The sequence below is a fragment of the Candidatus Methylopumilus rimovensis genome, assembly GCF_006364615.1.
GTDB lineage: Bacteria > Pseudomonadota > Gammaproteobacteria > Burkholderiales > Methylophilaceae > Methylopumilus > Methylopumilus rimovensis.
The window spans coordinates 798,913-825,040 of sequence record NZ_CP040986.1 but is presented as its reverse complement, the minus strand read 5'-3'; the positions used below and the strand labels follow the sequence as shown (position 1 = coordinate 825,040).

At 36.2% G+C, this 26,128-nt stretch carries 28 protein-coding genes; 13 read left to right on the top strand and 15 right to left on the bottom strand.

Annotation, left to right across the window (positions count from 1 at the left end; genetic code table 11):
• Positions 1 to 47 precede the first annotated feature (47 nt).
• From FIT61_RS04160 to iscX, 7 genes are all read right to left on the bottom strand, one after another.
• Positions 48 to 386 carry a helix-turn-helix transcriptional regulator gene (locus FIT61_RS04160; RefSeq protein WP_139883437.1) on the bottom strand — a complete coding sequence of 113 codons (339 nt, stop codon included), beginning with the start codon at positions 384 to 386 and terminating at the stop codon, positions 48 to 50.
• 4 nt (positions 387 to 390) lie between these two features.
• The gene (locus FIT61_RS04155; protein ID WP_189342505.1) at positions 391 to 630 is read right to left on the bottom strand and encodes a helix-turn-helix domain-containing protein; all 240 of its coding nucleotides are present in this window, start codon (positions 628 to 630) and stop codon (positions 391 to 393) included.
• Positions 631 to 696: 66 nt separating this feature from the next.
• Positions 697 to 1,287 carry a response regulator transcription factor gene (locus tag FIT61_RS04150; protein WP_139883435.1) on the bottom strand — a complete coding sequence of 197 codons (591 nt, stop codon included), beginning with the start codon at positions 1,285 to 1,287 and terminating at the stop codon, positions 697 to 699.
• Positions 1,280 to 2,707, bottom strand: a complete 1,428-nt coding sequence (locus FIT61_RS04145) for a sensor histidine kinase (protein WP_139883433.1) — start codon at positions 2,705 to 2,707, stop codon at positions 1,280 to 1,282. Before FIT61_RS04145 ends, FIT61_RS04150 begins: the two co-directional genes overlap by 8 nt.
• A 14-nt stretch (positions 2,708 to 2,721) precedes the next feature.
• A complete protein-coding gene (locus FIT61_RS04140) occupies positions 2,722 to 3,603 on the bottom strand; it encodes a transporter (RefSeq protein WP_139883432.1) in 882 nt (293 codons plus the stop codon).
• A gap of 69 nt (positions 3,604 to 3,672) precedes the next feature.
• The gene (locus tag FIT61_RS04135; RefSeq protein WP_139883430.1) at positions 3,673 to 5,049 is read right to left on the bottom strand and encodes a phosphomannomutase/phosphoglucomutase; all 1,377 of its coding nucleotides are present in this window, start codon (positions 5,047 to 5,049) and stop codon (positions 3,673 to 3,675) included.
• 3 nt (positions 5,050 to 5,052) lie between these two features.
• A complete protein-coding gene (gene iscX / locus FIT61_RS04130; RefSeq protein WP_139873542.1) occupies positions 5,053 to 5,247 on the bottom strand; it encodes a Fe-S cluster assembly protein IscX in 195 nt (64 codons plus the stop codon).
• 159 nt (positions 5,248 to 5,406) lie between these two features.
• On the opposite strand from iscX, the gene glyA reads away from it, so the two are divergent.
• The 8 genes from glyA to ftsB all read left to right on the top strand — a co-directional run bounded on the left by glyA (position 5,407) and on the right by ftsB (position 13,483).
• On the top strand, positions 5,407 to 6,654 hold the full coding sequence (gene glyA / locus FIT61_RS04125) for a serine hydroxymethyltransferase (RefSeq protein ID WP_139883428.1): 1,248 nt from the start codon (positions 5,407 to 5,409) through the stop codon (positions 6,652 to 6,654).
• A gap of 20 nt (positions 6,655 to 6,674) precedes the next feature.
• Positions 6,675 to 7,121 (top strand): transcriptional regulator NrdR, encoded by a 447-nt coding sequence (gene nrdR / locus FIT61_RS04120; protein WP_139873540.1) that lies wholly within the window; start codon positions 6,675 to 6,677, stop codon positions 7,119 to 7,121.
• A gap of 27 nt (positions 7,122 to 7,148) precedes the next feature.
• A complete protein-coding gene (ribD, locus tag FIT61_RS04115; protein WP_244925179.1) occupies positions 7,149 to 8,204 on the top strand; it encodes a bifunctional diaminohydroxyphosphoribosylaminopyrimidine deaminase/5-amino-6-(5-phosphoribosylamino)uracil reductase RibD in 1,056 nt (351 codons plus the stop codon).
• Positions 8,205 to 8,213: 9 nt separating this feature from the next.
• Entirely contained in the window at positions 8,214 to 9,011 is a 798-nt protein-coding gene (locus tag FIT61_RS04110; RefSeq protein ID WP_139883426.1) for a TatD family hydrolase, read from the top strand.
• Between the two features lie 355 nt (positions 9,012 to 9,366).
• On the top strand, positions 9,367 to 11,010 hold the full coding sequence (locus FIT61_RS04105) for a CTP synthase (protein WP_139883424.1): 1,644 nt from the start codon (positions 9,367 to 9,369) through the stop codon (positions 11,008 to 11,010).
• Entirely contained in the window at positions 11,007 to 11,843 is an 837-nt protein-coding gene (kdsA, locus tag FIT61_RS04100; protein WP_139883423.1) for a 3-deoxy-8-phosphooctulonate synthase, read from the top strand. Before FIT61_RS04105 ends, kdsA begins: the two co-directional genes overlap by 4 nt.
• Positions 11,844 to 11,871: 28 nt before the next feature.
• The gene (gene eno, locus FIT61_RS04095; RefSeq protein WP_139883422.1) at positions 11,872 to 13,158 is read left to right on the top strand and encodes a phosphopyruvate hydratase; all 1,287 of its coding nucleotides are present in this window, start codon (positions 11,872 to 11,874) and stop codon (positions 13,156 to 13,158) included.
• Position 13,159: 1 nt separating this feature from the next.
• Positions 13,160 to 13,483, top strand: a complete 324-nt coding sequence (gene ftsB, locus FIT61_RS04090) for a cell division protein FtsB (RefSeq protein WP_139883420.1) — start codon at positions 13,160 to 13,162, stop codon at positions 13,481 to 13,483.
• Here the strand turns inward: ftsB and ygfZ are convergent.
• Genes ygfZ through FIT61_RS04055 form a run of 7 tightly spaced genes read right to left on the bottom strand, consistent with a single transcriptional unit; the run spans position 13,480 to position 19,756 of the window.
• Complete coding sequence (ygfZ, locus tag FIT61_RS04085) at positions 13,480 to 14,400, bottom strand: CAF17-like 4Fe-4S cluster assembly/insertion protein YgfZ (protein WP_139883419.1); 921 nt, start codon at positions 14,398 to 14,400, stop codon at positions 13,480 to 13,482. The genes ftsB and ygfZ overlap by 4 nt on opposite strands.
• Complete coding sequence (locus FIT61_RS04080; protein ID WP_139883417.1) at positions 14,378 to 15,352, bottom strand: vWA domain-containing protein; 975 nt, start codon at positions 15,350 to 15,352, stop codon at positions 14,378 to 14,380. The genes ygfZ and FIT61_RS04080 overlap by 23 nt, the downstream gene beginning before the upstream one ends.
• A gap of 4 nt (positions 15,353 to 15,356) precedes the next feature.
• The gene (locus tag FIT61_RS04075) at positions 15,357 to 15,911 is read right to left on the bottom strand and encodes a hypothetical protein (protein WP_139873532.1); all 555 of its coding nucleotides are present in this window, start codon (positions 15,909 to 15,911) and stop codon (positions 15,357 to 15,359) included.
• Positions 15,902 to 16,879 carry a vWA domain-containing protein gene (locus tag FIT61_RS04070; RefSeq protein WP_139883415.1) on the bottom strand — a complete coding sequence of 326 codons (978 nt, stop codon included), beginning with the start codon at positions 16,877 to 16,879 and terminating at the stop codon, positions 15,902 to 15,904. The genes FIT61_RS04075 and FIT61_RS04070 overlap by 10 nt, the downstream gene beginning before the upstream one ends.
• The gene (locus FIT61_RS04065; RefSeq protein WP_139883414.1) at positions 16,876 to 17,868 is read right to left on the bottom strand and encodes a hypothetical protein; all 993 of its coding nucleotides are present in this window, start codon (positions 17,866 to 17,868) and stop codon (positions 16,876 to 16,878) included. The genes FIT61_RS04070 and FIT61_RS04065 overlap by 4 nt, the downstream gene beginning before the upstream one ends.
• Positions 17,869 to 17,873: 5 nt before the next feature.
• Positions 17,874 to 18,734: a DUF58 domain-containing protein gene (locus FIT61_RS04060; protein WP_139883413.1), complete on the bottom strand. Its 861-nt coding sequence runs from the start codon at positions 18,732 to 18,734 to the stop codon at positions 17,874 to 17,876.
• 5 nt (positions 18,735 to 18,739) lie between these two features.
• Positions 18,740 to 19,756, bottom strand: coding sequence for an AAA family ATPase (locus FIT61_RS04055; RefSeq protein WP_139883411.1), 1,017 nt, complete (start codon positions 19,754 to 19,756; stop codon positions 18,740 to 18,742).
• Between the two features lie 161 nt (positions 19,757 to 19,917).
• On the opposite strand from FIT61_RS04055, the gene fabA reads away from it, so the two are divergent.
• Both fabA and fabB read left to right on the top strand, forming a co-directional pair.
• Positions 19,918 to 20,433 carry a 3-hydroxyacyl-[acyl-carrier-protein] dehydratase FabA gene (gene fabA, locus FIT61_RS04050; RefSeq protein WP_139883410.1) on the top strand — a complete coding sequence of 172 codons (516 nt, stop codon included), beginning with the start codon at positions 19,918 to 19,920 and terminating at the stop codon, positions 20,431 to 20,433.
• Between the two features lie 24 nt (positions 20,434 to 20,457).
• The gene (gene fabB, locus FIT61_RS04045; protein ID WP_139873526.1) at positions 20,458 to 21,687 is read left to right on the top strand and encodes a beta-ketoacyl-ACP synthase I; all 1,230 of its coding nucleotides are present in this window, start codon (positions 20,458 to 20,460) and stop codon (positions 21,685 to 21,687) included.
• Here the strand turns inward: fabB and FIT61_RS04040 are convergent.
• Positions 21,684 to 22,052, bottom strand: coding sequence for an Mth938-like domain-containing protein (locus FIT61_RS04040; RefSeq protein WP_139873525.1), 369 nt, complete (start codon positions 22,050 to 22,052; stop codon positions 21,684 to 21,686). The genes fabB and FIT61_RS04040 overlap by 4 nt on opposite strands.
• 106 nt (positions 22,053 to 22,158) lie before the next feature.
• On the opposite strand from FIT61_RS04040, the gene FIT61_RS04035 reads away from it, so the two are divergent.
• From FIT61_RS04035 to thrC, 3 genes are read left to right on the top strand one after another with little or no spacing between them, the layout of a single operon-like run.
• Positions 22,159 to 23,385, top strand: coding sequence for a pyridoxal phosphate-dependent aminotransferase (locus FIT61_RS04035; protein ID WP_139883408.1), 1,227 nt, complete (start codon positions 22,159 to 22,161; stop codon positions 23,383 to 23,385).
• Between the two features lie 13 nt (positions 23,386 to 23,398).
• Positions 23,399 to 24,694: a homoserine dehydrogenase gene (locus FIT61_RS04030; RefSeq protein ID WP_139883407.1), complete on the top strand. Its 1,296-nt coding sequence runs from the start codon at positions 23,399 to 23,401 to the stop codon at positions 24,692 to 24,694.
• Between the two features lie 7 nt (positions 24,695 to 24,701).
• Complete coding sequence (thrC, locus tag FIT61_RS04025; RefSeq protein WP_139883405.1) at positions 24,702 to 26,126, top strand: threonine synthase; 1,425 nt, start codon at positions 24,702 to 24,704, stop codon at positions 26,124 to 26,126.
• Positions 26,127 to 26,128 lie beyond the last annotated feature (2 nt).

Here is a 26,128-nt window from a genome sequence, read left to right as displayed (position 1 = left end):
TACCGCGATATATACGTGGGATAAAAACGATCCCGAAAGATAGTTTTTTATGCGGCCTTAGCGAGAACAGAGGGGTGAATTCCAAATCTTGCTTTGAATTTCACAGAAAATCTTCCGAGGTGTTTACATCCAACATTCAAAGCAATTTCAGTCGTTTTTTTAGTACTTTTGTGACGTTTAATTAAATCGAAAGCCAGAACGAGTCTTTCTTCTTCAATATATTCAAAAGGCGTTTTATCAAAATGCTTTTTAAATAAAAGCTGCAAAGATCGCTCTGAGTAGCCGGAGGCATTTCTTAAATCACTCATAGTTATTTTTTCTGAAAGATGCAATCGAATATATTCTTGAGCTAATTCAATTGCTTTATGAGGAGTTGCGTGAACCATTAAATTAGGAGATTTCTTCTGAATGAGGAATTACTTCAGAGATGGGTAAACCAACTGCCTTGGCATATTTTCTTACACACACTAACTTTAGAGAGGCAGAAGGAAAGTGCTGAAGTTTATTTTCCTCGATAGAAAGAATTTGTCTTTCAGCTAAACATAACTCGTTAGCAATATCCAGAGGAGATAAGCCACGTTCAATTCTTTTTTGCTTAAGTAAGCCAAAGTTATATTCTAATTTTTCCACAGCCAAATATTAAATGTACATTCGGTCTATGGATATCCTTCGAAAGCATGATATTTAGGGGTGGGGTTAGACGGTTTGATTACTTAAATTCATCAATTCGGAGAGTGATTTAACTCCTAATTTCCTCATCACTTCAGATTTGTACTGCTTAGCCGTTGGTAGCGAAACATTAATTTTTTTCATAAGTTCACTATTATTTAAACCTTGGATTAAAAGATCAAAAACTTGTTTTTCCCTGGGAGATAAGTTTTTTAATAATGTTTTTAAATTTACCCGCTTATGTTCTAAGCGAGTTGCTTTTTCGATCGCATTAGTTAAATCATTTATATCAAAAGGCTTTACTAAAAATTCAATAGCACCTTGTTTCATGGCATCAATACTTTGCTGAATAGAAGATTCGCCACTTATAAAAATTATTGGAATGTCTTCGCCTCGATCTGTAAGAGCTTTATAAAGCTCCACCCCGTTCAAATCAGGAAGGCGCATATCAGATACCAACACAGCAGGTCTTGAAATGTCAGAAAGCGTTAAAAAATCCATAGCATTTTTAAAAGATTGAAAAACAAATCCTTTGAATTCTAATAAAGACTCGATACTTTTAAGCTGTGAAGGATCGTCCTCAATCAAAAAAATAGTAATTTTATTTTTTTTATGCATTCTGAGTGATAGGAAGCTCAATCAAGAACTCTGCGCCTTTTAGATATTTCATATTAAGACCTATAGCACCTTTATGATTGAAAATAATGTACTTAGTTAACCATAAACCTAAACCCATATTTCCATCTTTTGAACTTTCATATAGCTCAAAAACTTTGTTTTTAATTTTTTTATTCACGCCTGGTCCATTATCAGAAATAGAACAGACTAATTTATTATTATTGATAGAGGTTTTAATTAGTATTAATTTACTTGTCTTTTTTGTTTTGGACAGCGCTTCCACTGAGTTATTAAATAAATTAGATAAGGCTTGTCTTAACTGGTCTGGATTAATACTTACAGAGGCTGAAGCATTTAATGAAAACTTAATAGAAATTTGCTTTTCTGAAGCAGCTTGAATAAACAAAGGCTTTAAGGATTCGATAAAAGTATCAAATTTTATAATTTGGTAAGTAGGATTACTGTTAAATGCAGATTTTAGTGTTGCAATAATATTTGCTGCTCTATCATTGTCTTGAATAATTTTTTTTATGAGGGCTTTTTCTTTTTTATTTTTTAATAAAAGATCTAAATGCTGACTATTTATTTTTATAGCACCAAGTGGTTGGTTTAGTTCGTGAGCTATCGAAGCGGAAAGCGCTCCAGATACTGCTGTTTTATTTGCTGACATTAAAGAATTAATTAATTTATATTTTTCATTTAGTAATATTTTTATTTTTGTATTTTCAATTAAATTTGCTGTACTTGATGAAGCAATTTTTTCTGTCCAATAGCCATTGATTGATATGTATGACCAAATATTAACTATGAGCATTAGCCATAGCATAGCAAGAGGGGCAATGGGTATTTCATTGAGACTGTCTATGAATCCATAGTCATTATTTAAGAGTATTAATATTCGAATGAGAAGCAAAATAAATTCAATAAATGTAGTAGCGGAAAATATTTTTAAATATTTTGAATCTTCATATAATTTTTGTTTTTTTATTTCTACAAGTAATACTAAGTAAGCCAATAATGAACAGCTGGCTGCAAAAAGTTGCCTATCTATAAAATTACCATTTTGCCTTACGACTTCAAATACAATTCCATATGCAATAACTGTCAATGAGTAGAGCTTTATATCTTTATTTGAAATTTTATATTTGAGACTTTTAGAGTAAAAAATAAGCCATATCGTAGAAGCAAAGAAAATAATATTGGAAAACGTTAAAAATAAACTTCCTTTTGCAAGGCTTTTTAACATAGCAGAACCCAAAGCGATACAAGTAATTCCAATCGAACCAGATAAGAGTGACGCTGCCCAATATTTTATAGATTTTTCATTGGGATAGATTTTGATAAGAGAAATTGAATTTACGAAAATTCCCAGCTGAATGATTGCAATCGTAATAAAAATAATTGGAATAATCAGATTCAATTAATTAACTTTCTTTAGAATTTAAATGTGTATATAGTGATTAATCGATGCTCTTCAATATAGCTATTTTCATTTACTAATTCTGAACCATACTGCAACGTGAGTCGACCAAAATTATAATTACCTTGACCGCTTAATTGGTAGCGATGAATTTTATTGATATTACCTTGATCAATTCCATTTATTGTACTTTCGCCTCCTACAGTATAGAAATATCCAATCGATACCGAATAAGTTGGATTAAATAAATACTGTAACCCTGTTTGGAATGTATAGAGCGGATCTTTTTCAAGTTTTTTATTACCTAAATATTCATTATTATCAGTGCTTAGAACTACGTCTAAAGCATTCATCCAGTTAATATTTTCCATGAGCTTTTTCTGGTAGCCAGCTTGCAAAGCTGTTTGATAAATATTGTTTCCAATATTAATCGCTCGATTTTTATCATAATCACCTGTGGGTAATGTTAAGTATGCTGCTATACCAAAGTGCTCTTCTTTTGCTCGATCGACATGAGGCCATAAAGCGAATACAAAGGCAGTGTCGCCAATACCATTTTCGTTACCATTGGCTACCCCGGGAATATTAGTATTTTCAAGATGATTTATAGATGATTGTACATAGGCAGCAGCTGGTATTTTCATAATATCAAAAGCATGACTTAGCCTCAAAAGAAAAGCATTGTAATTTATATGACTAGCATCTGATGTTTTTTTGCCGTGGGTATATTTATCTCCTTTTTCAACATACAAATAAGACATTTGTGCTGTATTAAATGTCCCTATAGGTGCTTTTATTTCTCCTGGCTGGAGATCAATCGCAAAGGCTATTTTATGAATCATCACGAGTGTGATGACATACAAAAGTTTGAATTTATTCAGATAGTTAATTAACATTAGGTTACTTTAACTGAATAGGCTCTTGATTGATTATCCTTCGATCGTAGGATATTGGTAATCAGGATCTTAAAAAGGTAAAACTGAATTCGGAGAGGCTATAGATAAAATACTTTTAAATGAACTTTGAATTCTCTCGAGTGCATTTTTGTTCTCAGCTTCAAATCTTAAAACAATGACCGGTGTTGTATTTGATGCTCGCATTAAACCAAACCCATCTTGATACTCAACGCGCAATCCATCGACTTTAATAATTTCGAGTGCATTATCAAATTGCGCTTCCGTTTGTAATTTTTTAATCAAAGCGTGTGGCTCACCTTCCTTCATTTTAATTTGAAGTTCTGGCGTGCTAATGCTATTAGGTAAGTTATTTAAAACTTCAGATGGATTATTGAAGCGACTTAAGATTTCTAGAAGTCTGGCACCTGCATAAATACCATCATCAAAACCATACCAACGCTCTTTAAAAAAAGTATGTCCACTCATTTCGCCAGCAAGCGCTGCATTTTCTTCTTTCATTTTAGCTTTGATAAGAGAGTGCCCTGTTTTCCACATTAAAGGTTTACCCCCTTTGTCTTTAATCCATTGAAATAAATTCCGCGTTGATTTCACATCAAAGATAATTGTGGCATTTGGATTACGACTTAAGACATCTTCAGCAAATAGTAAAAGCTGTCGATCTGGATAAATGATTTGACCATCTTTTGTTACCACACCTAAACGGTCTGCATCACCATCAAAGGCAAAACCTAATTCAGCTTCACTTTTTTTAAGATGCGCTATCACGTCATTTAAGTTATGAGGTTCAGAAGGATCAGGGTGGTGATTCGGAAATGTGCCATCCACATCACAGAATAATTCTTCGACAGAGCAGCCAATACTTTCATAAATCTTTCGAGCATAAGCTCCTGCGACACCATTGCCACAATCTATGACAATTTTCATGGGACGTTTTAAATGAATATGATTTTTGATTGCTTCAATATAGTCTTTCGCAATGTCATATTTTTTTTCAAATCCCTGACCTTCATGAAAGTTTTCTTCTTCTATACGGGTATAAAGTTTCTGTATGGCTTCGGTTGATAAGGTATCGCCACCTAAAACCATCTTTAAACCATTGTAGTCGGGGGGATTATGACTTCCTGTGACCATCACACCCGATTGGGTTTTAAGAAAGAATGTAGAAAAATAAACCATCGGCGTTGTGACCATGCCTAGATTAATGACGCTAATACCTGTTTTAAGTATGCCTTTGATGAGTGATTGAGATAATTCTGGGCCTGAAAGCCTTCCGTCAAAGCCAATAGAGATCTCTTTTTGCCCGCGATCAATTGCCTCACTTCCAATAGCGCGACCTATAATTTCTACAAATGCAGGCGTGAGCGTTTCGCCCACAATGCCACGGATGTCGTAGGCTTTAAAAATCTCTCTAGGAAGTAATGCCATGATTTATTCGGACTCTTCGATCCATGCGAGCTGAATGGCTTCTAGAATTTTTTCCCCACATTTATTAGGGTCATCTTCAAAGCCTTCAAGGTCTAAAATCCACTGGTATAAGTCAGTAAATCGAATCGTCTTAGGGTCTATATCAGGATGTTTGTCGTACAAAGCCTCAGCAATCCTTTGGCTATCAGTCCAATGCATATAAACCTTTCTCTTCAATATAGTCACAAGGATTATAACTTTTAGATTTTATCTAAGATAGAACTTCATTAAGAAAGATAGGTCAGACCCATGATAAAATATCGACTTTTCTGAGACAAAAATCTCTAATCATTTTAAATACATAGCGGAAATAAAGACATGTTTAGCAAAGCTCAAAAATTAAGTATTGTGGATCCAGAAATTGCGCTTCAAGTCACTCAAGAAGTGAAGCGACAAGAAGACCATATCGAGCTTATAGCATCTGAAAACTACACAAGCCCAGCGGTGATGGAAGCCCAAGGCTCTCAACTTACAAATAAATATGCAGAAGGCTATATCGGCAAACGGTTTTATGGCGGTTGCGAATTTGTAGATAACGTTGAACAAATTGCAATTGATCGCCTAAAGAAATTATATGGTGCTGAATACGTGAATGTGCAGCCACACTCAGGTAGCCAAGCGAATCAAGCTGTCTATTTTTCAATACTTAAACCTGGCGATACGATCATGGGTATGAACCTAGGACATGGCGGTCATTTAACCCATGGCTCCCCTGCAAATCTATCGGGCAAACTCTTTAACATTGTGCCTTATGGACTCAATGCAAATGAAGAGATTGATTACGATGAAATGGAAAAGCTCGCGATTGAATCAAAACCGAAACTGATTATTGGCGGTGCTTCAGCCTACGCTTTGCGTTTCGATTGGGAACGTATGTCTCAGATTGCAAAAAAAGTGGGCGCTTATTTCATGGTGGATATGGCGCACTATTCAGGATTAATTGCTGCTGGTGTTTATCCTAGCCCAGTGCCTTATGCAGATTTTGTAACATCAACTACACATAAAACTTTAAGAGGCCCTCGTGGCGGCATTATTTTGGCTAAAGCTGAATTCGAAAAAAGCATTAATAGTTTCGTATTCCCTGGTATTCAAGGCGGACCTTTAATGCATGTAATCGCAGCAAAAGCTGTTGCTTTCTTAGAAGCATCGAAACCCGAATTTAAAGCGTATCAAACGCAAGTCGTTAAAAATGCTCAAACCATGGCTGAGTCATTAAGCAAAAGAGGTGTTCGTATTATTTCTGGTCGCACCGAGTCCCATTTGTTTTTAGTTGATTTAAGACCTAAGGGATTAACTGGAAAAGTAGCGGATGTTCTTTTAGGCCAAGCGCATATTACAGTGAATAAAAATTCAATTCCTAATGATCCGGAAAGTCCTTTTGTGACATCAGGGATTCGTATCGGATCACCTGCAATTACGACACGTGGCTTTAAAGAAAAAGAAGCGGACATGGTGGCACAAATGATTGCTGATATTCTTGATCATCCGCATGATGAAAAAGTGATTAATGAAACTAAAGCTAAGGTTGTTGCCTTAACCGCTCAATTTCCTGTCTACGGATCTTAATTTAGATTTAAATACATCAAGTGAAATGCCCATTCTGCGGAACTGATGATACCCAAGTTGTTGACTCAAGAGTGAACGACGAAGGTAATTCAATTCGCCGTCGCCGTCGATGTTCAGAATGCGATAAACGTTTTACTACATATGAATCAGTCGAACTCACATTTCCTCAAGTTGTGAAGCAAAATGGCAAACGTGAAGACTTTAGCCGAAATAAACTTCACCAATCATTTAGCCGTGCCCTTCATAAGCGTCCTGTACCTGTTGAATATATAGATCAAGCGATTGAACGTATCATTCAAAAAGTTTTAGCGTACGGTGAGAAAGAAATTAGTGCCCGTGAATTAGGCGAAAACGTCATGCATGAATTAAAAAAAATGGACAAGGTAGCTTATATTCGTTTCGCATCTGTTTATAGAAGTTTTTCAGATGTTGAAGATTTCCATGATGTTATGCGTGACCTTGATTAAATGAATTCATATTCACCTCAATTTTTCATGAGTGAAGCTTTGAGACTTGCAGAAAAAGCTTTATTCACAACATCCCCTAATCCAAGAGTTGGTTGTGTCATCGTTCAAAACAATGAGATTGTAGGCCGTGGTTATCATATGAAAGCGGGCGAATCACACGCTGAAGTGATGGCATTAGAAGAAGCAGGAAATAGATCAGAAGGTAGCGATGTATATGTCACATTAGAACCCTGTTCTCATACCGGTAGAACGCCTCCATGTGTCAATGCTTTAATTAAAGCTAAAGTTAAAAAAGTATTTATTGCCATGCAAGATCCAAATCCTTTAGTGTCAGGTCAAGGTATTCAAAAATTAAAAGAAGCGTATATTGATGTTGAAGTAGGTGTGATGGAAGCACAAGCACAACAATTAAATATAGGTTTTATTTGTCGCATGACAAAAAAATCACCTTATGTCAGAGCAAAGCTTGCAGTATCAATAGATGGAAAAACTGCACTTCATAATGGTAAGAGTCAATGGATTACAGGCGAAGCTGCAAGGGCAGACGTTCAATACTGGCGAGCTTCTTCTTGTGCGATTTTGACTGGTATCGGCACTGTGTTATCTGACAACCCAAAACTTTCTGTAAGGCTTTATGAAAATGCACGTCAACCATTACGTGTAGTAGTAGATTCAGAATTAAAAATTCCACTAGATGCTGACATCCTGCATGAAAAGCCTTTACTTATAGTTTATGCCAATGATAAACAAAAAAAATTAGCGCAATTAGAAGCTTTAGGTATTGAATGTATTCAATTAGATGATAGAGGTAAAGTTGATTTAGCAGCGCTTATTAAAATACTTGCTGAACGGGAAATGAATGAAGTATGGATTGAAGCAGGCGAAGGTTTAAATGGCGCATTTTTAAAAGCTAATTTAATTGATGAGCTTATGATTTATTATGCGCCTGTGATTTTAGGTTCAGAGGCTAAAGGTATGTTTACATTGCCTGCTTATGAAAATTTAGAAAACAAAATTACCACCACACTCATAGATCATCGCTGGGTCGGTCAAGACTTAAGAATGCGATTTAAATTAAAGTGACCATTCGTAATGCTTATCGATAGTCACTGTCATCTAGATGCATTAGAGTTTAATCAAGAGCAAGATACTATTGTTAAAGAGGCGCTCGATCATGGTGTTGAAAAAATTATTGTTCCTGCGGTGAATAGAAAAAGTTTCGATGATGTTATTAATCTTAGAAAGAAATTTCCCAATTGTTTTTATGCATTGGGTTTTCATCCAATGTTTATCAATGATATGAAAGACGATGATTTAGATACATTGCAATCTTATTTAAAAACATATGAGCCTATCGCAGTGGGTGAGATTGGTTTAGATTTCTTTGTTACCAAAGACAACAAATTACTTCAAGAAGAAATATTTGTAGCGCAATTAAAATTAGCGAGCGCATTTGATTTGCCCGTCATCATGCATGTAAGGCAGGCGGTTGATGATGTACTTAAAAATTTAAGACGATATCCAGTGAGAGGTGGTATTGCGCACGCCTTTAATGGCAGCATGCAACAAGCCGAAGCTTTTATCGAGTTAGGATTTAAATTGGGCTTTGGTGGTGCTATGACTTATTCAAGAGCCACACATATTCAATTCTTAGCAAAGACGTTACCTATAGAGTCTATTGTGTTAGAAACAGATGCGCCTGACATTCCCCCATCATGGTTAGGTCATGGAAGACGAAATGCACCTCATGAGTTACATCAAATTGCAACTTTTTTCGCTGAATTACGAGATATGAATTTAGATTCAGTGATTGAGGTATCACATCAAAATACGCTCGATGCGCTCCCCAAAATAGTGCAGTTATGCACATCTTCTAAGAACTTACATTAACTTTAACCAAAAATCCTAATAGAATTAGGGACATAAGTTAAGTCATTGATTTTAAATAACTTTTATTTAGCTTAAAAAATAAGCGATTTAAAAAAATGCTTATAAATTCAAGAGTTATAAATTTATGTCATCTTTATCCACAAAGTTATCCACAGATTTTGTGGAGATGTTTTTTTATCAAAACCGGTTGACAGTGGATACCTTTATCCATTAAAGGAAATGCCATTTTCTGATTAATTGAGATAAAAACCTTTGAAATCCCTTTCCCTCTATGAGAAACCTCAAACTTCAATTGTGAGACACATAGCTTTAAAGTAAAATAGACTCCCGTCAGCAATTATTTAAAAGCCTTTCCATGACCAAATATGTGTTTGTTACTGGCGGTGTCGTTTCTTCCTTGGGTAAAGGTATCGCAGCTGCTAGTCTCGGGGCTATCTTAGAGTCACGGGGCATTAAAGTGACGATGCTAAAACTCGATCCGTATATTAATGTTGATCCAGGCACGATGAGTCCTTTTCAGCACGGTGAAGTCTTTGTGACCGATGATGGTGCAGAAACCGATCTTGATCTTGGCCATTACGAGCGTTTTATTTCGGCGCGCATGGGAAAGAAAAATAATTTTACGACGGGCCAGATTTACGACAGCGTTATTCGCAAAGAGCGTCGTGGTGAATATCTAGGTAAGACAGTTCAGGTCATCCCCCATATTACAGATGAAATTAAGTTACACATAAAGAATGGCGCAAATGGCGCTGATGTTGCAATCGTTGAAGTGGGCGGCACAGTTGGTGACATTGAGTCACTTCCTTTTCTAGAAGCTATTCGTCAAATTGGATTTGAAGAAGGCCGTGAAAATGCTTGTTATATTCACCTCACCTTACTTCCTTTTATTTCAACAGCAGGTGAATTAAAAACAAAACCAACGCAACACTCTGTTAAAGAATTAAGAGAGATTGGTATTCAGCCAGATATTTTAATTTGTAGAGCTGATCGTGCTATTCCAGATGATGAAAGAAAGAAAATAGCCTTATTTACAAATGTTTCACCTGAAGCAGTTATTTCAGCCGTTGATTCAGATTCTATTTATAAAATACCAAGCTTACTTCATCAACAAATGATTGATGAAATTGTTTGCCATAAATTAAATATTTTGGCGAAACCCGCAGATCTTTCAAGCTGGGACAAAATTACCGACGCATTAAAACATACGAAACATCATATTGATATCGCATTCGTAGGTAAATATGTAGATTTGACTGAGTCTTACAAATCTCTCACAGAAGCATTGATTCACGCTGGAATACACACATCATCAAAAATAAAAATTCATTATCTTGATTCAGAAGAAATTGAAAAAAGTGGTACTAAAGCATTAGCAGCTATGGAAGCCATTTTGGTGCCTGGTGGTTTTGGTAAACGAGGTACAGAAGGAAAAATTAAAGCGATTCAATTTGCACGTGAAAATAAAATTCCATACTTAGGTATTTGTTTAGGTATGCAATTAGCTGTTGTTGAATTTGCAAGACATAAAGCCATGCTCAAAAATGCAAACAGCTCTGAATTTGATCAAGATACTCAGCACCAAGTAATTGGGTTAATCACTGAATGGAAATCATCCGAGGGTACGATTGAAAAAAGAGATGATTCCTCAGATCTAGGAGGTACGATGAGATTGGGCGCACAGAAGTGTCCAATTGAATCCGGTACTTTAGCGTATAAAATTTATGGAGCTGAAGTGAATGAGCGCCATCGTCATCGTTATGAAGTTAACAATCATTACGTGGATCAGTTGATTAAAGCGGGACTTATAGTTTCAGCTAGAACGCCTTTTGAGCAACTCTGTGAGATCATTGAATTACCGCAGGATCAACACCCTTGGTTCGTAGGTTGTCAATTCCATCCAGAATTTACTTCCAATCCAAGAACAGGCCATCCATTATTTAAAGCCTATATTCAAGCCGCACTTAAATACAAACAATCTAAAGGAAGTGCATCATGAAACTATGCAACTTTGATGTTGGATTAAATCACCCATTATTTTTAATTGCAGGTCCTTGTGTGATTGAATCTGAAGCAATGACTTTAGATGTCGCGGGTCAGTTAAAAGAAATGACCGCAGCACTCAATATCCCATTTATTTTTAAATCCTCTTATGACAAAGCTAATCGAAGCTCAAATAAAACTTTCAGAGGTTTTGGCATTGATGAAGGATTAAGAATTTTGTCTGAAGTGAAAAAGCAAATAGGCGTCCCAGTACTTACAGATGTCCATGATCAATTTCAAGTTGAACAAGTTGCAAGTATTGTGGATGTAATCCAAACACCGGCTTTCTTGTGTCGACAAACTGATTTCATTACTGCTGTTGCAACTTCAGGTAAGCCTGTAAATATTAAGAAGGGTCAATTTTTAGCGCCAGGTGATATGAAACAAGTTGTTACAAAAGCTAAAGAAGCTAACGGCGGTCTCGATAATATTATGGTCTGTGAACGAGGCGCATCTTTTGGTTACAACACACTTGTATCAGATATGAGAAGTTTATCTATTATGCGAGAAACGAATTGCCCTGTTGTGTTTGATGCAACGCATTCAGTACAACAACCGGGCGGCCAAGGTGACAAGAGTGGCGGACAAAGTGAATTCGTACCCGTTCTTGCAAGAGCAGCAGTTGCGAGCGGTATCGCAGGCATTTTTATGGAAACACACCCTAATCCAAAAGAAGCTTTATCTGATGGACCGAATGCATGGCCACTTAAAAAAATGAAAGCATTGCTTGAGTTATTAGCTGAAATTGATCGATCAGTTAAAAAAGCAGGCTTCATCGAGATGTCCTAAACAATTAACTGTAAACGAAGGAAAAAGAATGAGTTTTGTGAAACAAATTGTTGCTCGAGAAGTTATTGATTCAAGAGGTAACCCAACTATAGAAGCTGATGTTTTATTAGATTCTGGTGTGATGGGAAGAGCAATGGTGCCATCAGGTGCTTCTACAGGAAGTAAAGAAGCGATTGAGCTTCGTGATGGCGATGCAAAACGTTATTTTGGAAAAGGTGTTTTAAACGCAGTGAAGCATGTCAATACCGAAATTGCTAAAGCAATAGTAGGTCTTGATGTAGATGATCAAACGTTGATTGATCAAACTATGATTGAATTAGACGGCACAGACAATAAAGGTCGCTTAGGGGCTAATGCAATTCTCGCAGTTTCAATGGCTTCAGCTATAGCAGCAGCAAAAAATTCTAATTTACCTCTCTATCGTTATCTTGGTGGCTCAGGTGCTATGCAATTACCTACACCAATGATGAATGTTATTAATGGCGGAGCGCATGCAGACAATAGTGTCGATATGCAAGAGTTTATGATTATTCCTGCTGGAAGACCTACATTTAGAGAAGCAATACGATGTGGTGCGGAAGTTTTTCAAGCACTCAAAAAAACATTAAGCAAAAAAGGTTTTTCAACGACCGTTGGTGATGAAGGTGGTTTCGCACCTAACCTTCCATCTAATGAGTCAGCCATACAAATGATTATGGAGGCTATCTCTCGAGCTGGATACGAGCCCGGCCGTGATGTTTACCTTGGTCTTGATTGCGCAAGTACTGAATTTTATAAAGATGGTAAATATCATCTCGCCTCTGAAAATTTATCTTTATCAAGTGAACAATTTACAGATTATCTAGCGACATGGTGTGATAAATATCCAATCATTAGTATTGAAGATGGTATGGGTGAATTTGATTGGGATGGTTGGCATGTTTTAACACAAAGATTAGGTAAACATATTCAACTTGTAGGCGATGATCTTTTTGTAACAAATCCAAAAATTTTAGATGAAGGTATTAAACGAAAAGTTGCTAATTCTGTTTTAATTAAAGTAAATCAAATTGGTACACTTACTGAAACATTTGAAACTATTGCGATGGCTAAAAAAGCAGGATATACCGCTGTCATTTCTCATCGCTCAGGAGAAACTGAAGACACAACAATTGCTGATTTAGCAGTGGCGACAAATGCATTGCAAATCAAAACTGGCTCACTTTCAAGATCTGAACGTATTGCTAAATATAATCAACTGCTTCGTATCGAAGAGGAGCTTGGATTAGCTTCATCATACGCAGGCCTTTCTTGTTTTTACCAATTGAATAAATAACATGAAATCTTTAACTGCTATTTTTGTCATATTGGTAGCGTTAATGCAATACCCATTGTGGTTTGGTAAAGGAAGTTGGTTGCGCGTATGGAGTTTAAATCATCAAATTGATGCTCAGAAAAAAACAAATGCGGATAATCAAGTAAGAAATAATGTTCTCAATGCTGAGGTAGGAGATCTTAAACAAGGTTTCTCAGCGATTGAAGAGAGAGCTCGTAATGAGCTTGGTATGATTAAGCAGGATGAAATCTTTTTCCAAGTGACAAATCACGAAAAAGATAAAAAAGAAAATGAAGCTTCAAGTAATTCGCAAGCTAAGCACTAATCAAATCTTCCTTGGTCTTCTAAAAAGATTTCAATTAATTCACTCTTAATGAAAAGCGCTTCGCGCGCTTGATCAACTCTTAATTCAATCAGCATGTTTGTTTTCTCATCATTTTCATTGGCTGATCTCACTAGCTGACCAATTTCTTCACCATTATTATTTAAGATCAGATCACCAGGATTAAGATCCGCGCGCGATTTAATAAAAGCACGATACATCCGTCTTTTAACTTTGCCTAAGTAGTGTGTTCGAGCAACAATTTCTTGTCCTGTATAACAACCTTTTTTAAAATTAATACCTTCGATTAAGTCCATATTTAAAGATTGTGGAATAAATGCTTCTTGCGTGGTTGGGTAAATATCAGGAATCCCATCTAGGATATTTAAATTATTCCAATCATTAAAACTCATGGATGAATATTCAGAAAAGTTAAGCTTCATAAATTCATTCACTTTAGAAGTTTCTCCAATGAGTTGGTATCTATCATCATCTTTTCCTAAACGCATAATCATGATGCCATTTGCTTGAATGATATCTAAATAATTTTTTGGAGGTTGAATGTTTTTTGTAAGAAGTACTTTGGAGCCCACAAAACCTACACATGTGAATGTTTCATTGGCTAATTTTAGCGACACTTTTGAGCGAAGAATATACATCCTAAGTTTTTGAAGTATAAAATTTTGAATGGAGCTATCAATTTGTAAGTGGATTGATTCATGATCTAAATAACACAACATAAAAGCCAGCATTCTACCCTTGGGGTTACAAAAGCCAGCGTATAGAGCATTATTTTGCGAGATGAGATTAATATCTTGAGTCAATTGGCCTTGCAAGAACTGAACTCGATCATCACCTTCAACTTTTATCGTAGAGGTTTTATCAAGAATAATGAATTTATTTTCTACGCTTAATGACATATTGTTTTATTTGTTTTATCGAAAAAAATCGAAGGCTAAAAATAATACCTGCGAGTGAGGCAAAAAACCATTTAAGATGAAAGTCAGCTGTATCTTGCCAAGCAGGCTTTTGTTTTTTCATTGCACTTAAGATATTTAATATGGAATCACCTCTTACATAAATCCCATTTATCTGTTTTGTAATGTCTTTTAAGTAGGCTTCATCTAGCTTAGACATATAGCGATCACTCTCGCCACCTGCCACATTGTCATCTCGAGTACCAATATTAGCCTCTGAGATTTGCGCAATACCTGGTTGTAATGCAAAGCTATCATTAGCCCAATAGCCAATGAGTTGATTTTTTCCATCTAACTTTGGAATGGGTGCTCCTTTTAAACTTCCAATTCCAACAATTACCCAATCATTTCCGCCTTGAAATTGAGAAAGATCTTTTGTATTAAATGCGTGGAGCTTTGGAGCTTCTTCACCGTCAGTAAAATAAACGACTTGAGAATTTTCAGGAAAGCTTCTAATTAAACGTGCTAAGTTAAAAAAAGATTCTCGAATACGTGAATTACCAGACCAACCCGAACGCCAATCCAAATGATCGATTGTGTCTTCAATAGCATCAAAATTTTCACAGACTTCAATAGGTGTATATGAGGCTGCCACACTCACACCTACAAACATACCTATACTCACTTTTGTACCACAAGGAAGCTCAGACATAATTTCATGAAGACTATGCTTCATATATTCAAGTCTTGAGATGGATTTATTCATGACAGACATATCAATCGTATTCATACTTTGCGAGATGTCAGTCACAAAGATATAGTTATAAATATTGTGTTTGAGAGGTATTGATGGATTGATAATCGCAAGCAACATAAACCCAATCGATACTATGAGTGATAGGGTATTAAAATCGAGATTGGATCCCGATTTTATGTTTTTAAGCCACGCTTTCATAGATTTAAGGAAGGCCTACAGGAACATTGCCTAAAATGAGTCCAGGCGAATCTGAATCGCCAACACCAGGCGTTGGGTTGGCAGGCAAAATCATAAGCACGCGATCAAGATTATGTTTTACATCCCATGCATGATTATCAATCTTAATAGATAGCATATAAGCTGCTTTTGCTTGTCTAAATAAATATTCTGTTTCATTTTTGACCGTCATATCAGTACCGTTGATCGCCAATGCGCGCTTAAAGAAAATATTACCAATATTGTATTGAATGGCTGCTTTTTGAGAGGGTGAAGCTATCGGTAAAAGATTTGTAAAAAGAATATTGGCTTCTTTATATCTTTCTTTAGTTGTGAGCCAATAAGCTGTTGCATAACGCGCTTCAAAACTATTGATAAACATACTCGGCGATTTACCTTCAGCAATATCTCGATTAAATACTTGAATATTTTTTAATTCAATCCATTGCTTTATAAATACACCAAGTGAAATTATGAGAAACAGTGCAAAAATCCAAGTGAGTTTTTTAGTGCTAAAAAGATTTTTTGTGATTAAAGCCATGATCTCACCTCAATTAATTTAAGCATCAGTAAACCTATCATCATAAGAGCCGCAACGACAAAACAATGAGTTGAATAATCTTGACCTGGAATTTTCTCAAAATATTTAATGGGTTTCTTTTCTTTTTGATTGATATCCTCGATGGCTTTTTGTAGTGTTTTTGGATCTTCTGCCTCATAAGCTTGAAACGGCGAATGAAGTGTTTTAAAAAATTCATTAAGCTCAATTTGAGGTGGTAGCGCCTCATCATCTCGTGCTTTATATGAAGTATTAAAAATACTGATACCACCTGGTTGTCTTAATACGATCCAATAAAGGCTAATTTTAAATCGGCCTAGCCAATCCTTAATTTTTTCTTGAGTAGCAGCATCGATACGACCTGCTCCATCTGAAAGTAAAATCATCGCTCTTGAACCAGAGTCTGGTACTTTATTAAATAATTCAGCACCCGTCGTAAGACCACTACCAATATTAGTTTGAAATAATGCGTTACCAGCTGTTGCTCTTACGGCTGAAATAATGGCATTTTTATTATCAGTCAGTGGCAAAACATACATGCCAGAATTGCTAAATGAAACCATACCAATCATGTCGTTTTTTCTTGATTTTACAAAGTCAGTAATTAGTCTGGCAGCAGCAGCTGATTTCATTTCTCCCACTTTGGATTGGTCGTTGCCTGCAAAAGGATCATCCATACTCGCACTTCGATCCAATACCAAACCAATTTGAGCGCCTATACCTGTTTTTTCAATTTCTTTTTGGCGAGAATGTGGCCCACTTAATCCAACAATGATTGCCAATAAAATCATGGTCGCGATAAATTTTAAGATAATAGCCACAATCCTTGAGAGTCGATCTTTTGGAATCATTTCATTCCATGAGTAGTACTGTAAGGATACTTCTTTAAAAAAAAGCGGAATAAAAGCTAAAGGAATAAGCCATAAGACCCATGGAAATGAAAATGTCATTTAGCTAAACCTGCCACGAGTGATTTTTTATCAACAATAAGTTTTCTCTCGCAATCTCGACAATGCCTTGAGAAATCTTTAAGCCATTTAAGTATTTCATCATGATCATATTTTTTATTTGAAGTATTAAAAAATACGAGTGTGGAAAGCTTAAAAAACTCGCGCAGTTCAGTATCGATATTTTTAAATGAAGGATTCTTAGCATAAAGATCATGAAGATTATCTGTAAAGAGAGTTTTTTCAATAACAAGATCAAAAGCACGATGCATGTCTGTGATTGCTTTTTCAATAGAAGCGGGAGTTGCCTTCATTTTATTGAATGAGCGATGGGTTCTTGCAAATATACCTCGAGCGTTTGGTAGCCATGCATATTGACTATAAATATATATAAGACCTAATAAAGAAAGAAGTGCGATGATGCCCGAAATTTTAAGTGTTTTTATAGGACTTTTCTCATCCATTAAAATGACGCCTCTTAATGGGCTCATATCTTGTTCAATTTTTATAGCGCCAAAAATAGATAAAGGAGATATCGCAATTTGATACTCAGGAATCCTATATTTAAAGACTTTCTTTTGTGGGTCATTAGGATTTAAGACTCGGATATATTCAGCTGGTAAGAATCCCGGTTTTGCGACTACATTATTTGTAAAAATTTGATACGTAAGATCCATGACTAATGTAGAAGATGTTTTATTTTCTTTTAATACATGTTTCATTGCATCCAATACGATACCTAAATCTTGGCCTTTATATTTTCTTTCGTAACCCGGAATAGGCAAAGACTCTTTAATAAGTACATAAGGTTTTTTAATTGTAACTTCTACATGTCTTTCTGATTTGTCCCCTACGGTATATCCGACTCGGTGAAGCGGCTCTTTTATTTTGATGGATATGATACCTTCTTGAATATCAGGCCACTCTTGCACATCCAGTGCAAAACTAGAAACTGATAATAGAAGCATCCATAAAGAAATAAGATATTTCATAATTATTAAGCGCCCACGAATTGATTGAAGTATTCGGTCATTTTAGTTGCATCAAAATGGTCATCTACAAAAAAAGGTGGAATATCAAAATTCATAAATGCTTTTGTAATGACAGCACGTCTTTTTTCAAATGAATCCACAATTTTTTCTTTCAGTTCTTTTCTTAAAAAAAGTGTATTTTTTTTACCACTTTCAGGATCGGTAATTGTGACAATGCCAAAATTAGGAAGATTGATGTATTCTTTCTTATCCCATAAAACTACAGGGACCACATGGTGCCTCATAAGATTAGATAAACAATTTTCTAACTCAACTTCTGGCATGTGAAAGTCTGAAATAAAGAAAATAAGTGAACGTTCACGAGGCATATACTGATAGAGGTCTTTGATTGCGCGATTCGATTTATTTGTAGATGTAAAGTTTTTAAGTTCGTGAATAAGTGTTAATGCATGTTGTGATCTAAATGATAAGGGTGCTAACCAATCTTCTCTAATCTCGTCATCAAAACCAATGAGACCGATAGCGTCATGACGATCTATGACAGAGTGAGCTATGGATTGCGCGACTTCAGCAGCTAAATTAATTTTTTTATTTTTTCCACCAAAATTCATACTGGCAGATAAATCACAGACAATCATGACGGGTGTCGCACTACGTTGATTAAATATTTTGACGTGAATCTCACCTAAAGGATCTCGAATCGATTGGCGAATATCAATTCGCCTTGGGTCAGGGTATGAAAGGAGTGTTGTGTGTCCTGCAAATTCAATACCCATTCCTCTCTGATTGCTTTTATGGCGACCAGGATGCTTGCCTTTAGATTTCCAACCGATGTGGTAATCAAATAATGGGGTGGATTGAACCATTTGGTTTAAGGTGCGTTGATGGCGTTTAAAATGCCATTAGTTAAATCACGTGCAATGATCGTTCTTCTCATTTCATAGACAGGGTTAAATACGAGTCGATGGGCAATAGTTTCATGGAAAACTGCGTGAATATCTGCAGGGGTCACTGATGTTCGATCATTAAGCCATGCATTCACACGCGCTGCTTTCATCATCATGCTCATACCGCGCGGGCTAGCGCCTGATACGATTAATCGATTCATATCAATATCAGATAATTTAATACCATAATCGCCAGGATTTTTTGTAGCCTTCCATAAACGTAACGCATAATTTTTTAATGCATCACTGGCTTTAATATTTTCTTGAATTGTTTCTGAAAGTTCATTGAGCTTATTAAATTTAATAAGATCAGGTTTGACTTCTTCAATCAGTTTGTCTGCGTTATGGAATTTAGTTTCAAAGACTAAGTCTTTCATCATCTGATCAGCTTTTGGGATAAGAATAGGTATTTCCATCATAAAACGATCACGCGCTGCTGAAGGAATTTCAAATGTTTCTTCACGTTCTACTTGGTTTCGATCAGCAAATACCACCATATGAGGAAAGTGATGTTCTTTATTAAATGCGGATAGTGTTTTTTCTGCCATGATTCTTAAAAGCAATGAATGCACTTGCGGTCTTGCACGATTGATTTCATTGAAAAAGAAAATTGATAAATCACTGCCTGACATCAAAATAGGGCCTGGGCTTACATGGGGCTTTCCATCTTCACCGAGATAAGTGTGATAGATAAGATCGTTTGGCATAAGGTCAATCGTACCTTCGATACGTTGGTAACCACCGCCAATAGCACGCGTAAAAGCCTTAAGTAATGTTGTTTTTCCAACTCCCACATCACCCTCAAGGAGAACGTGCCCTCGTGCAAAAATTGAAGTGGTAATAAGCCTGATAGGACTTTCTTGCCCTACGATAACTTTATTAATTTCTGCTTCAAGTTTGACTGCAAGTTTTCTCCAGTCAGCCAGATTTTGGTCGCTCATATCGAATCCTAATAGATGAAATTGTTAGTTGAGTGTTTTACTATGTTTTTCATAGTAGCGTAATAATTTATAAGGGTAAATAGATAAAAACACGATAAAATACTTGCGTTATCAAACAAATATTTTTTCACAATCTTTTTTATCAGCAGCCTAAAAACCCAATGCCTAAAAAAAATAGCTATACAAAAGAAGAGCTTTTGTCTTGCGGCCGAGGAGAGATGTTTGGTCCAGGCAACGCACAGCTTCCATTACCCCCCATGCTTATGTTTGATCGCATCGTTTCTATTACTGACGAGGGCGGCGAATACAATAATGGACAGATTATTGCGGAACTAGATGTCAATAGAGATCTTTGGTTTTTTGGTTGTCACTTTGAAGGCGACCCTGTCATGCCAGGCTGTTTAGGGCTTGATGCGATGTGGCAATTGGTTGGCTTCTATTTGGGATGGAAAGGTGGTTTAGGCCGTGGTCGTGCACTTGGCGGCGGTGAAATTAAGTTTACAGGTCAGGTATTACCTACAGCGCAAAAAATTACCTATGTAATTGATTTAAAAAGAGTAATTATGCGTAAATTAATCATGGGCATTGCTGATGCTAAAATGTCAGTTGATGGCCGAGAGATTTACCATGCGAAAGATTTGCGTGTCGGATTGTTTACGCGTACTGATAATTTTTGATCGTTATTTAATGGGAGGCGACGCATGACCCGTCGTGTTGTTGTTACCGGATTAGGTATTGTATCTAGCCTAGGTAATAATAAAAAAGAAGTTCAAGATAGCTTATACCAAGCTCGTTCAGGCATTAAATTTCAGCCTGAATATGAAGCTCATGGATTGAGATCTCATGTTGCTGGATCTATTGATTTAGATTTTTCTGAACTTATCGATCGTAAACTCCTTCGATTCATGGCCAAAGGCCATGCTTATGCTTGGCTTGCTATGCAAGAAGCTATTCAAGACGCCAATCTTCCAGAAACCCTTGTATCTAATATCAGAACAGGCCTTATTGTAGGCGCTGGAGGCACATCCACGGAAAGTATGTTGGAAGGCACAGACACACTTCGAGAAAAAGGCATTCGACGAGTAGGCCCTTATATGGTGACTAAAACCATGTCGAGTGGCGTAGCTGCATGTCTTGCAACTGGGGCTCAGATCAAAGGGATTAATTACAGTATTAGCTCTGCATGTTCAACCAGTGCGCATTGCATTGGTAATGCTTATGAGCAAATTCAATACGGTAAACAGGATATCGTATTTGCTGGGGGTGCCGAAGAAGAGCATTGGACCATGAGCTTTTTATTTGATGCAATGGGTGCACTTTCTTCTAAATATAATGCAACGCCAGATAAAGCATCTCGCACTTATGATGCGAATCGAGATGGATTCGTGATTGCAGGCGGCGGCGGCATACTTGTTCTAGAGGAGTATGAGCACGCGAAAGCACGCAATGCAAAAATTTATGCTGAAGTCGTAGGTTATGGGGCAACTTCAGACGGCTATGATATGGTGGCTCCGAGTGGTGAAGGGGCGCAACGTTGTATGGAATTAGCTCTTCAAGGTATTGATCAAGTTGATTATATGAATACACATGGCACAAGCACCCCTGTAGGTGATGTGAAAGAACTTGAAGCCATTCGTGCAGTCTTTGCCGATAATAAATATGGCCCTATGCCGCATATTGCCTCTACAAAATCTTTGTCGGGTCACGCATTAGGCGCGGCTGGCGTGAATGAAGCAATTTATAGTTTGATCATGATGGAAAATAAATTTATTGCACCATCAGTGAATATTGAAGAGCTAGATCCTTTAGCTAAAGATCTACCTATCGTAACAAAACGTATTGATAATATTGAAGTGAAAACGGCGATTTCAAATAGCTTCGGTTTTGGCGGTACAAACGCCTGTCTTGTATTCTCAACAAAAAATCTTTAAAGCATAAGCGCGAGCAATACTTTGCGCTCTTCGTTTGCCAGAATATTATAGGTTCTGCACGCGGATTGATTGTTCATACATTCAATCGCCATATTTTTCTTTGAAAAATATTCTAAAAGTCTTGGTTCAAGATGTTCTTGTATGTTGCCAGTGCCCAATAAAATAATTTCAATATTCAAAGATTCAATAGCTTCAAAACTATTTTCTTTAATATCTTTAATGGTTTTGACTGGCCATTCGAGAAGGAGTTTATTAGGCGTCATGATAAGACTTGTTTGATGGCGCTCTTGATTTACTTCCACCCAGTTTAAATCATACCCTGTGATGAGATTTTTATTATCAGATTGAATTAAGTGAAATTTCATAACATCGTGTTTTTAAAGAAATAAATTGAATCAAAACCCTCTCATTTGTTGGCGGAATGGGCGTTCACAAGGTAAGATAGCATATATTCAAATTTAGGTAATTAAATTGGCTCAGCTTAAAAAATCATCGAAATTAAATAACGTCTGTTATGACATTCGCGGACCTGTTTTAGCACACGCTAAAAAAATGGAAGAAGAGGGTCATCGCATTATTAAACTTAATATTGGCAACCCAGCAGCCTTTGGATTTGAAGCACCTGAAGAAATTGTGCAAGACGTGATTCGTAATATGAGTAAAGCATCTGGTTATACAGATAGCAAAGGCCTTTTTGAGCCAAGAAAATCCATCATGCATTACACACAGGAAAAAAACATTCTAAATGTAGATGTCGATGATGTGATTATTGGTAATGGTGTTTCAGAACTTATTGTGATGGCAATGCAGGCATTGTTAGATAACGATGATGAGGTATTGATTCCTATGCCTGATTATCCTCTATGGACAGCAGCCGTAACATTAGCAGGTGGAAAGCCAAGACATTATTTATGTGATGAAGCTGCAAGCTGGTACCCAGATCTTAAGGATATCGAAAGTAAAATTACAAGTAAAACAAAAGCTATTTTAGTTATCAATCCTAACAATCCAACAGGCGCACTTTATCCAAAAGAAATTCTAGAGGGTATTATTCAGATTGCAAGGAAACATAAGCTTGTTATTTTTGCAGATGAGATTTACGACAAAGTGGTTTATGACAAAAAGAAACATATTTCGATCGCATCCCTTGCAGATGATCTTCTCTTTGTGACATTGAATGGCCTATCAAAAAATTATCGTGCATGTGGTTATCGTGCAGGATGGCTAGTCGTGTCTGGAAATAAGAAAGAATCTGGGGATTATATTGAAGGTCTTAATATGTTAGCTTCCATGCGTTTATGTGCAAACGTTCCTGGGCAGCTTGCGATTCAAACAGCTTTAGGTGGATATCAAAGTATTGATGATCTTGTAGCGCCGACAGGACGATTATTTAAGCAAAGAGAGCTTGCATACGATATGCTTGTTTCTATACCCGGTGTCACTTGTGTTAAGCCGGAAGCTGCGATGTATCTATTTCCTAAATTAGACCCTAAGATATATCCAATTAAAGACGACCAAGAATTTATTCTAAAATTACTTATCGATAAGAAAGTATTGTTAGTTCAAGGTACAGGATTTAATTGGAAAGATCCTGATCATATAAGAATTGTATTCTTACCAAATGAAGACGATCTAAAAGAATCAATTAAGCGTATTGCCAATTACCTCGAAAACTTTAAGAAAAATACTGCGAACTAGAAAGTTAGAGCTGATGAAAAGAATGAATATAGGTTTGTTAGGTATCGGCACAGTGGGTGGCGGTGTATTTGAACTTTTAAAATCAAATATTAAAGAAATACAACGTAAGACATCTGTAGATATGAAAATTGTGGCTGTGGCAGATAAAAATATTGCGCGTGCAAAAGAAATTGTTGGTAGCGCTATAGAAGTTACTGATGACGCATTCAAGCTAGTTGCTGATAAAGAAATTGATGTCATTGTTGAGCTTATAGGTGGCACTACCATAGCAAAAGATTTGGTCATGAAGGCTATTGAAAATAAGAAACATGTTGTGACAGCCAATAAAGCATTGCTCGCAAATTTCGGAAATGAATTATTTCAATTAGCCAAAAAAAATAATGTCACATTAGCTTTTGAAGCTTCTGTCGCTGGTGGTATACCTATTTTAAAATCAATCAGAGAAGGTCTAGCTGGTAATAAGATTGAGTGGGTGGCAGGTATTATTAATGGCACTACTAATTTTATTTTGACTGAGATGCGCGAAAAAGGTATCTCATTCGCTAAAGCCCTATCTGAGGCGCAATCATTAGGTTACGCGGAAGCAGATCCTACTTTTGATATCGAAGGTATTGATGCTGCGCATAAACTAACAATTCTTGCTGGTTTATCTTTTGGCATACCTATGAGCTTTAAAGATGTATATGTAGAAGGTATTAAAGCGCTTGAACAAAAAGATATTCGGTATGCCGAAGAATTAGGTTATCGCATTAAACTTTTGGGCATCGCTAAAAAAAGAGATCAAGGAATTGAGTTAAGAGTTCACCCAACTTTAATTCCTGAAAAACGTTTAATTGCAAATGTAAATGGTGCTATGAACGCTGTTGTTGTTAAAGGTAATATGGTTGGACCAACACTTTACTACGGTGCTGGCGCTGGAGCATTACCAACTGCAAGTGCTGTTGTTGCTGATCTTATTGATATATCAAGATCATCTCAGGTTCCGCTACATGGTTTTGATGAAGGTAAAATTGATTCAATTCCTATTTATAAAATTGATGACGCGATTAGTGGTTATTATTTAAGAATTCGAGTTTCAGATAAGCCTGGTGTTTTAGCTGAGATTACAAAATTATTTGGTGATAAGAAAATTTCAATTGATGCGATGCTTCAAAAAGAACCTCAAGAGCACGAATCTGAAGCAGATATTGTCATATTAAGTCATTTAGCAGTTGAGAAGGATATCAATGCCGTGATTCATTCAATTGAGTCGTTGTCAGCCACTATTGGAAAAGTTATTAAAATTAGATTAGAAGAACTTAGCAAATAAAGGCTTTATGAAATACATTTCAACACGTGGTCAATCAAAGCCACTTTCTTTTTCTGAGATTTTATTAGGCGGTCTTGCACCTGACGGCGGTTTGTATCTCCCAGAGTCCTATCCTCAGTTTTCAGATCAAGATTTAAATAATATGCGAGGTATGAATTATGCTGAACTTGCATTTCATATTATTTCTAAATTCATAGATGACATACCGAAAGATGATTTAAAAGCAATTATCAATAAAACGTACACAAAAGAAGTGTATGCATTTTCAAGGGCACAACAAAGAGCAGAAGACATTACCCCTATTTTAAAAGTTAAAGAGAATCTTTATATTCTCTCGCTTTCAAATGGCCCGACACTTGCATTTAAAGATATTGCCATGCAATTGCTTGGTAATCTCTTTGAGTATGTGCTTGCAAAAGAAAATGCAGAAATTAATATTTTAGGCGCAACCTCAGGAGATACTGGCTCCGCTGCTGAATATGCAATGCGGGGAAAAAAAGGTATTAATGTCTTTATGTTATCGCCCTATCAAAAGATGAGTCGTTTTCAATCAGCTCAGATGTTTAGCATCCAAGATCCTAATATTTTTAATCTAAGCATCAAAGGCGTCTTCGATGATTGTCAAGATATTGTCAAAGCAGTATCTAATGATTTAGATTTCAAAAGAGATATGAAAATTGGCGCAGTGAACTCAATTAATTGGGGTAGGATTTTGGCGCAGATCGTTTATTACTTTAAGGGCTACCTTGCTGTTGCTAAAAATAATGAGGAGGTTAGCTTTACTGTTCCCACAGGTAATTTTGGTAATATTTGTGCAGGCCATATAGCACGTATGATGGGACTTCCAATCAAGAGACTTGTAGTTGCTACAAATGAAAATAATGTATTAGATGAGTTTTTTAAGACAGGCATTTATAAGCCACGTGACTCTGAAAATACTTTTCATACCTCAAGTCCTTCAATGGATATATCTAAAGCATCTAATTTTGAACGATTCATTTTTGACTTAATTGGGCGGGATAGTGAAAAATTAAATGCATTATGGAAATCAATCGATCAAGGCGGTAATTTTGATTTAAACCAAGAGGGCGTCTTTAAAAAAATTAAAGATTTTGGATTTACATCTTCCTCGAGTACACACAAAGAACGCATTCATTACATTAAAGAAATTTACAATCAATATAAGATCATGATTGATACCCATACAGCAGATGGATTTAAAGCAGCTTATGAGCACATGGATGATAATGTTCCGATGATTGTTCTCGAGACAGCATTGCCTACTAAATTTGAAGACTCTATTGTAGAAGCAATTAATCAGAAGCCTGAGAGACCTGAATCATTAAAATATTTAGAAGATCTTCCTCAAAGATTTGAGGTTTTAGATAATCAGGTTGAAAAAGTAAAAACATTTATAAGGCAAAACATCTAAGA

Excerpts from the sequence above, each read along its gene's own strand:
- eno (WP_139883422.1), top strand. The coding sequence starts at position 11,872 with ATGAGTTTTGTGAAACAAATTGTTGCTCGAGAAGTTATTGATTCAAGA.
- FIT61_RS04075 (WP_139873532.1), bottom strand. The coding sequence starts at position 15,911 with ATGGCTTTAATCACAAAAAATCTTTTTAGCACTAAAAAACTCACTTGG.
- ftsB (WP_139883420.1), top strand. The coding sequence starts at position 13,160 with ATGAAATCTTTAACTGCTATTTTTGTCATATTGGTAGCGTTAATGCAA.
- FIT61_RS04150 (WP_139883435.1), bottom strand. The coding sequence starts at position 1,287 with ATGCATAAAAAAAATAAAATTACTATTTTTTTGATTGAGGACGATCCT.
- FIT61_RS04105 (WP_139883424.1), top strand. The coding sequence starts at position 9,367 with ATGACCAAATATGTGTTTGTTACTGGCGGTGTCGTTTCTTCCTTGGGT.
- FIT61_RS04030 (WP_139883407.1), top strand. The coding sequence starts at position 23,399 with ATGAAAAGAATGAATATAGGTTTGTTAGGTATCGGCACAGTGGGTGGC.
- FIT61_RS04065 (WP_139883414.1), bottom strand. The coding sequence starts at position 17,868 with ATGAAATATCTTATTTCTTTATGGATGCTTCTATTATCAGTTTCTAGT.
- FIT61_RS04160 (WP_139883437.1), bottom strand. The coding sequence starts at position 386 with ATGGTTCACGCAACTCCTCATAAAGCAATTGAATTAGCTCAAGAATAT.
- FIT61_RS04135 (WP_139883430.1), bottom strand. The coding sequence starts at position 5,049 with ATGGCATTACTTCCTAGAGAGATTTTTAAAGCCTACGACATCCGTGGC.
- fabB (WP_139873526.1), top strand. The coding sequence starts at position 20,458 with ATGACCCGTCGTGTTGTTGTTACCGGATTAGGTATTGTATCTAGCCTA.
- FIT61_RS04060 (WP_139883413.1), bottom strand. The coding sequence starts at position 18,734 with ATGGTTCAATCCACCCCATTATTTGATTACCACATCGGTTGGAAATCT.
- FIT61_RS04110 (WP_139883426.1), top strand. The coding sequence starts at position 8,214 with ATGCTTATCGATAGTCACTGTCATCTAGATGCATTAGAGTTTAATCAA.
- FIT61_RS04070 (WP_139883415.1), bottom strand. The coding sequence starts at position 16,879 with ATGACATTTTCATTTCCATGGGTCTTATGGCTTATTCCTTTAGCTTTT.
- FIT61_RS04080 (WP_139883417.1), bottom strand. The coding sequence starts at position 15,352 with ATGAAAGCGTGGCTTAAAAACATAAAATCGGGATCCAATCTCGATTTT.
- kdsA (WP_139883423.1), top strand. The coding sequence starts at position 11,007 with ATGAAACTATGCAACTTTGATGTTGGATTAAATCACCCATTATTTTTA.
- glyA (WP_139883428.1), top strand. The coding sequence starts at position 5,407 with ATGTTTAGCAAAGCTCAAAAATTAAGTATTGTGGATCCAGAAATTGCG.
- thrC (WP_139883405.1), top strand. The coding sequence starts at position 24,702 with ATGAAATACATTTCAACACGTGGTCAATCAAAGCCACTTTCTTTTTCT.
- ygfZ (WP_139883419.1), bottom strand. The coding sequence starts at position 14,400 with ATGTCATTAAGCGTAGAAAATAAATTCATTATTCTTGATAAAACCTCT.
- FIT61_RS04055 (WP_139883411.1), bottom strand. The coding sequence starts at position 19,756 with ATGAGCGACCAAAATCTGGCTGACTGGAGAAAACTTGCAGTCAAACTT.
- FIT61_RS04140 (WP_139883432.1), bottom strand. The coding sequence starts at position 3,603 with ATGTTAATTAACTATCTGAATAAATTCAAACTTTTGTATGTCATCACA.
- ribD (WP_244925179.1), top strand. The coding sequence starts at position 7,149 with ATGAGTGAAGCTTTGAGACTTGCAGAAAAAGCTTTATTCACAACATCC.
- FIT61_RS04040 (WP_139873525.1), bottom strand. The coding sequence starts at position 22,052 with ATGAAATTTCACTTAATTCAATCTGATAATAAAAATCTCATCACAGGG.
- iscX (WP_139873542.1), bottom strand. The coding sequence starts at position 5,247 with ATGCATTGGACTGATAGCCAAAGGATTGCTGAGGCTTTGTACGACAAA.
- fabA (WP_139883410.1), top strand. The coding sequence starts at position 19,918 with ATGCCTAAAAAAAATAGCTATACAAAAGAAGAGCTTTTGTCTTGCGGC.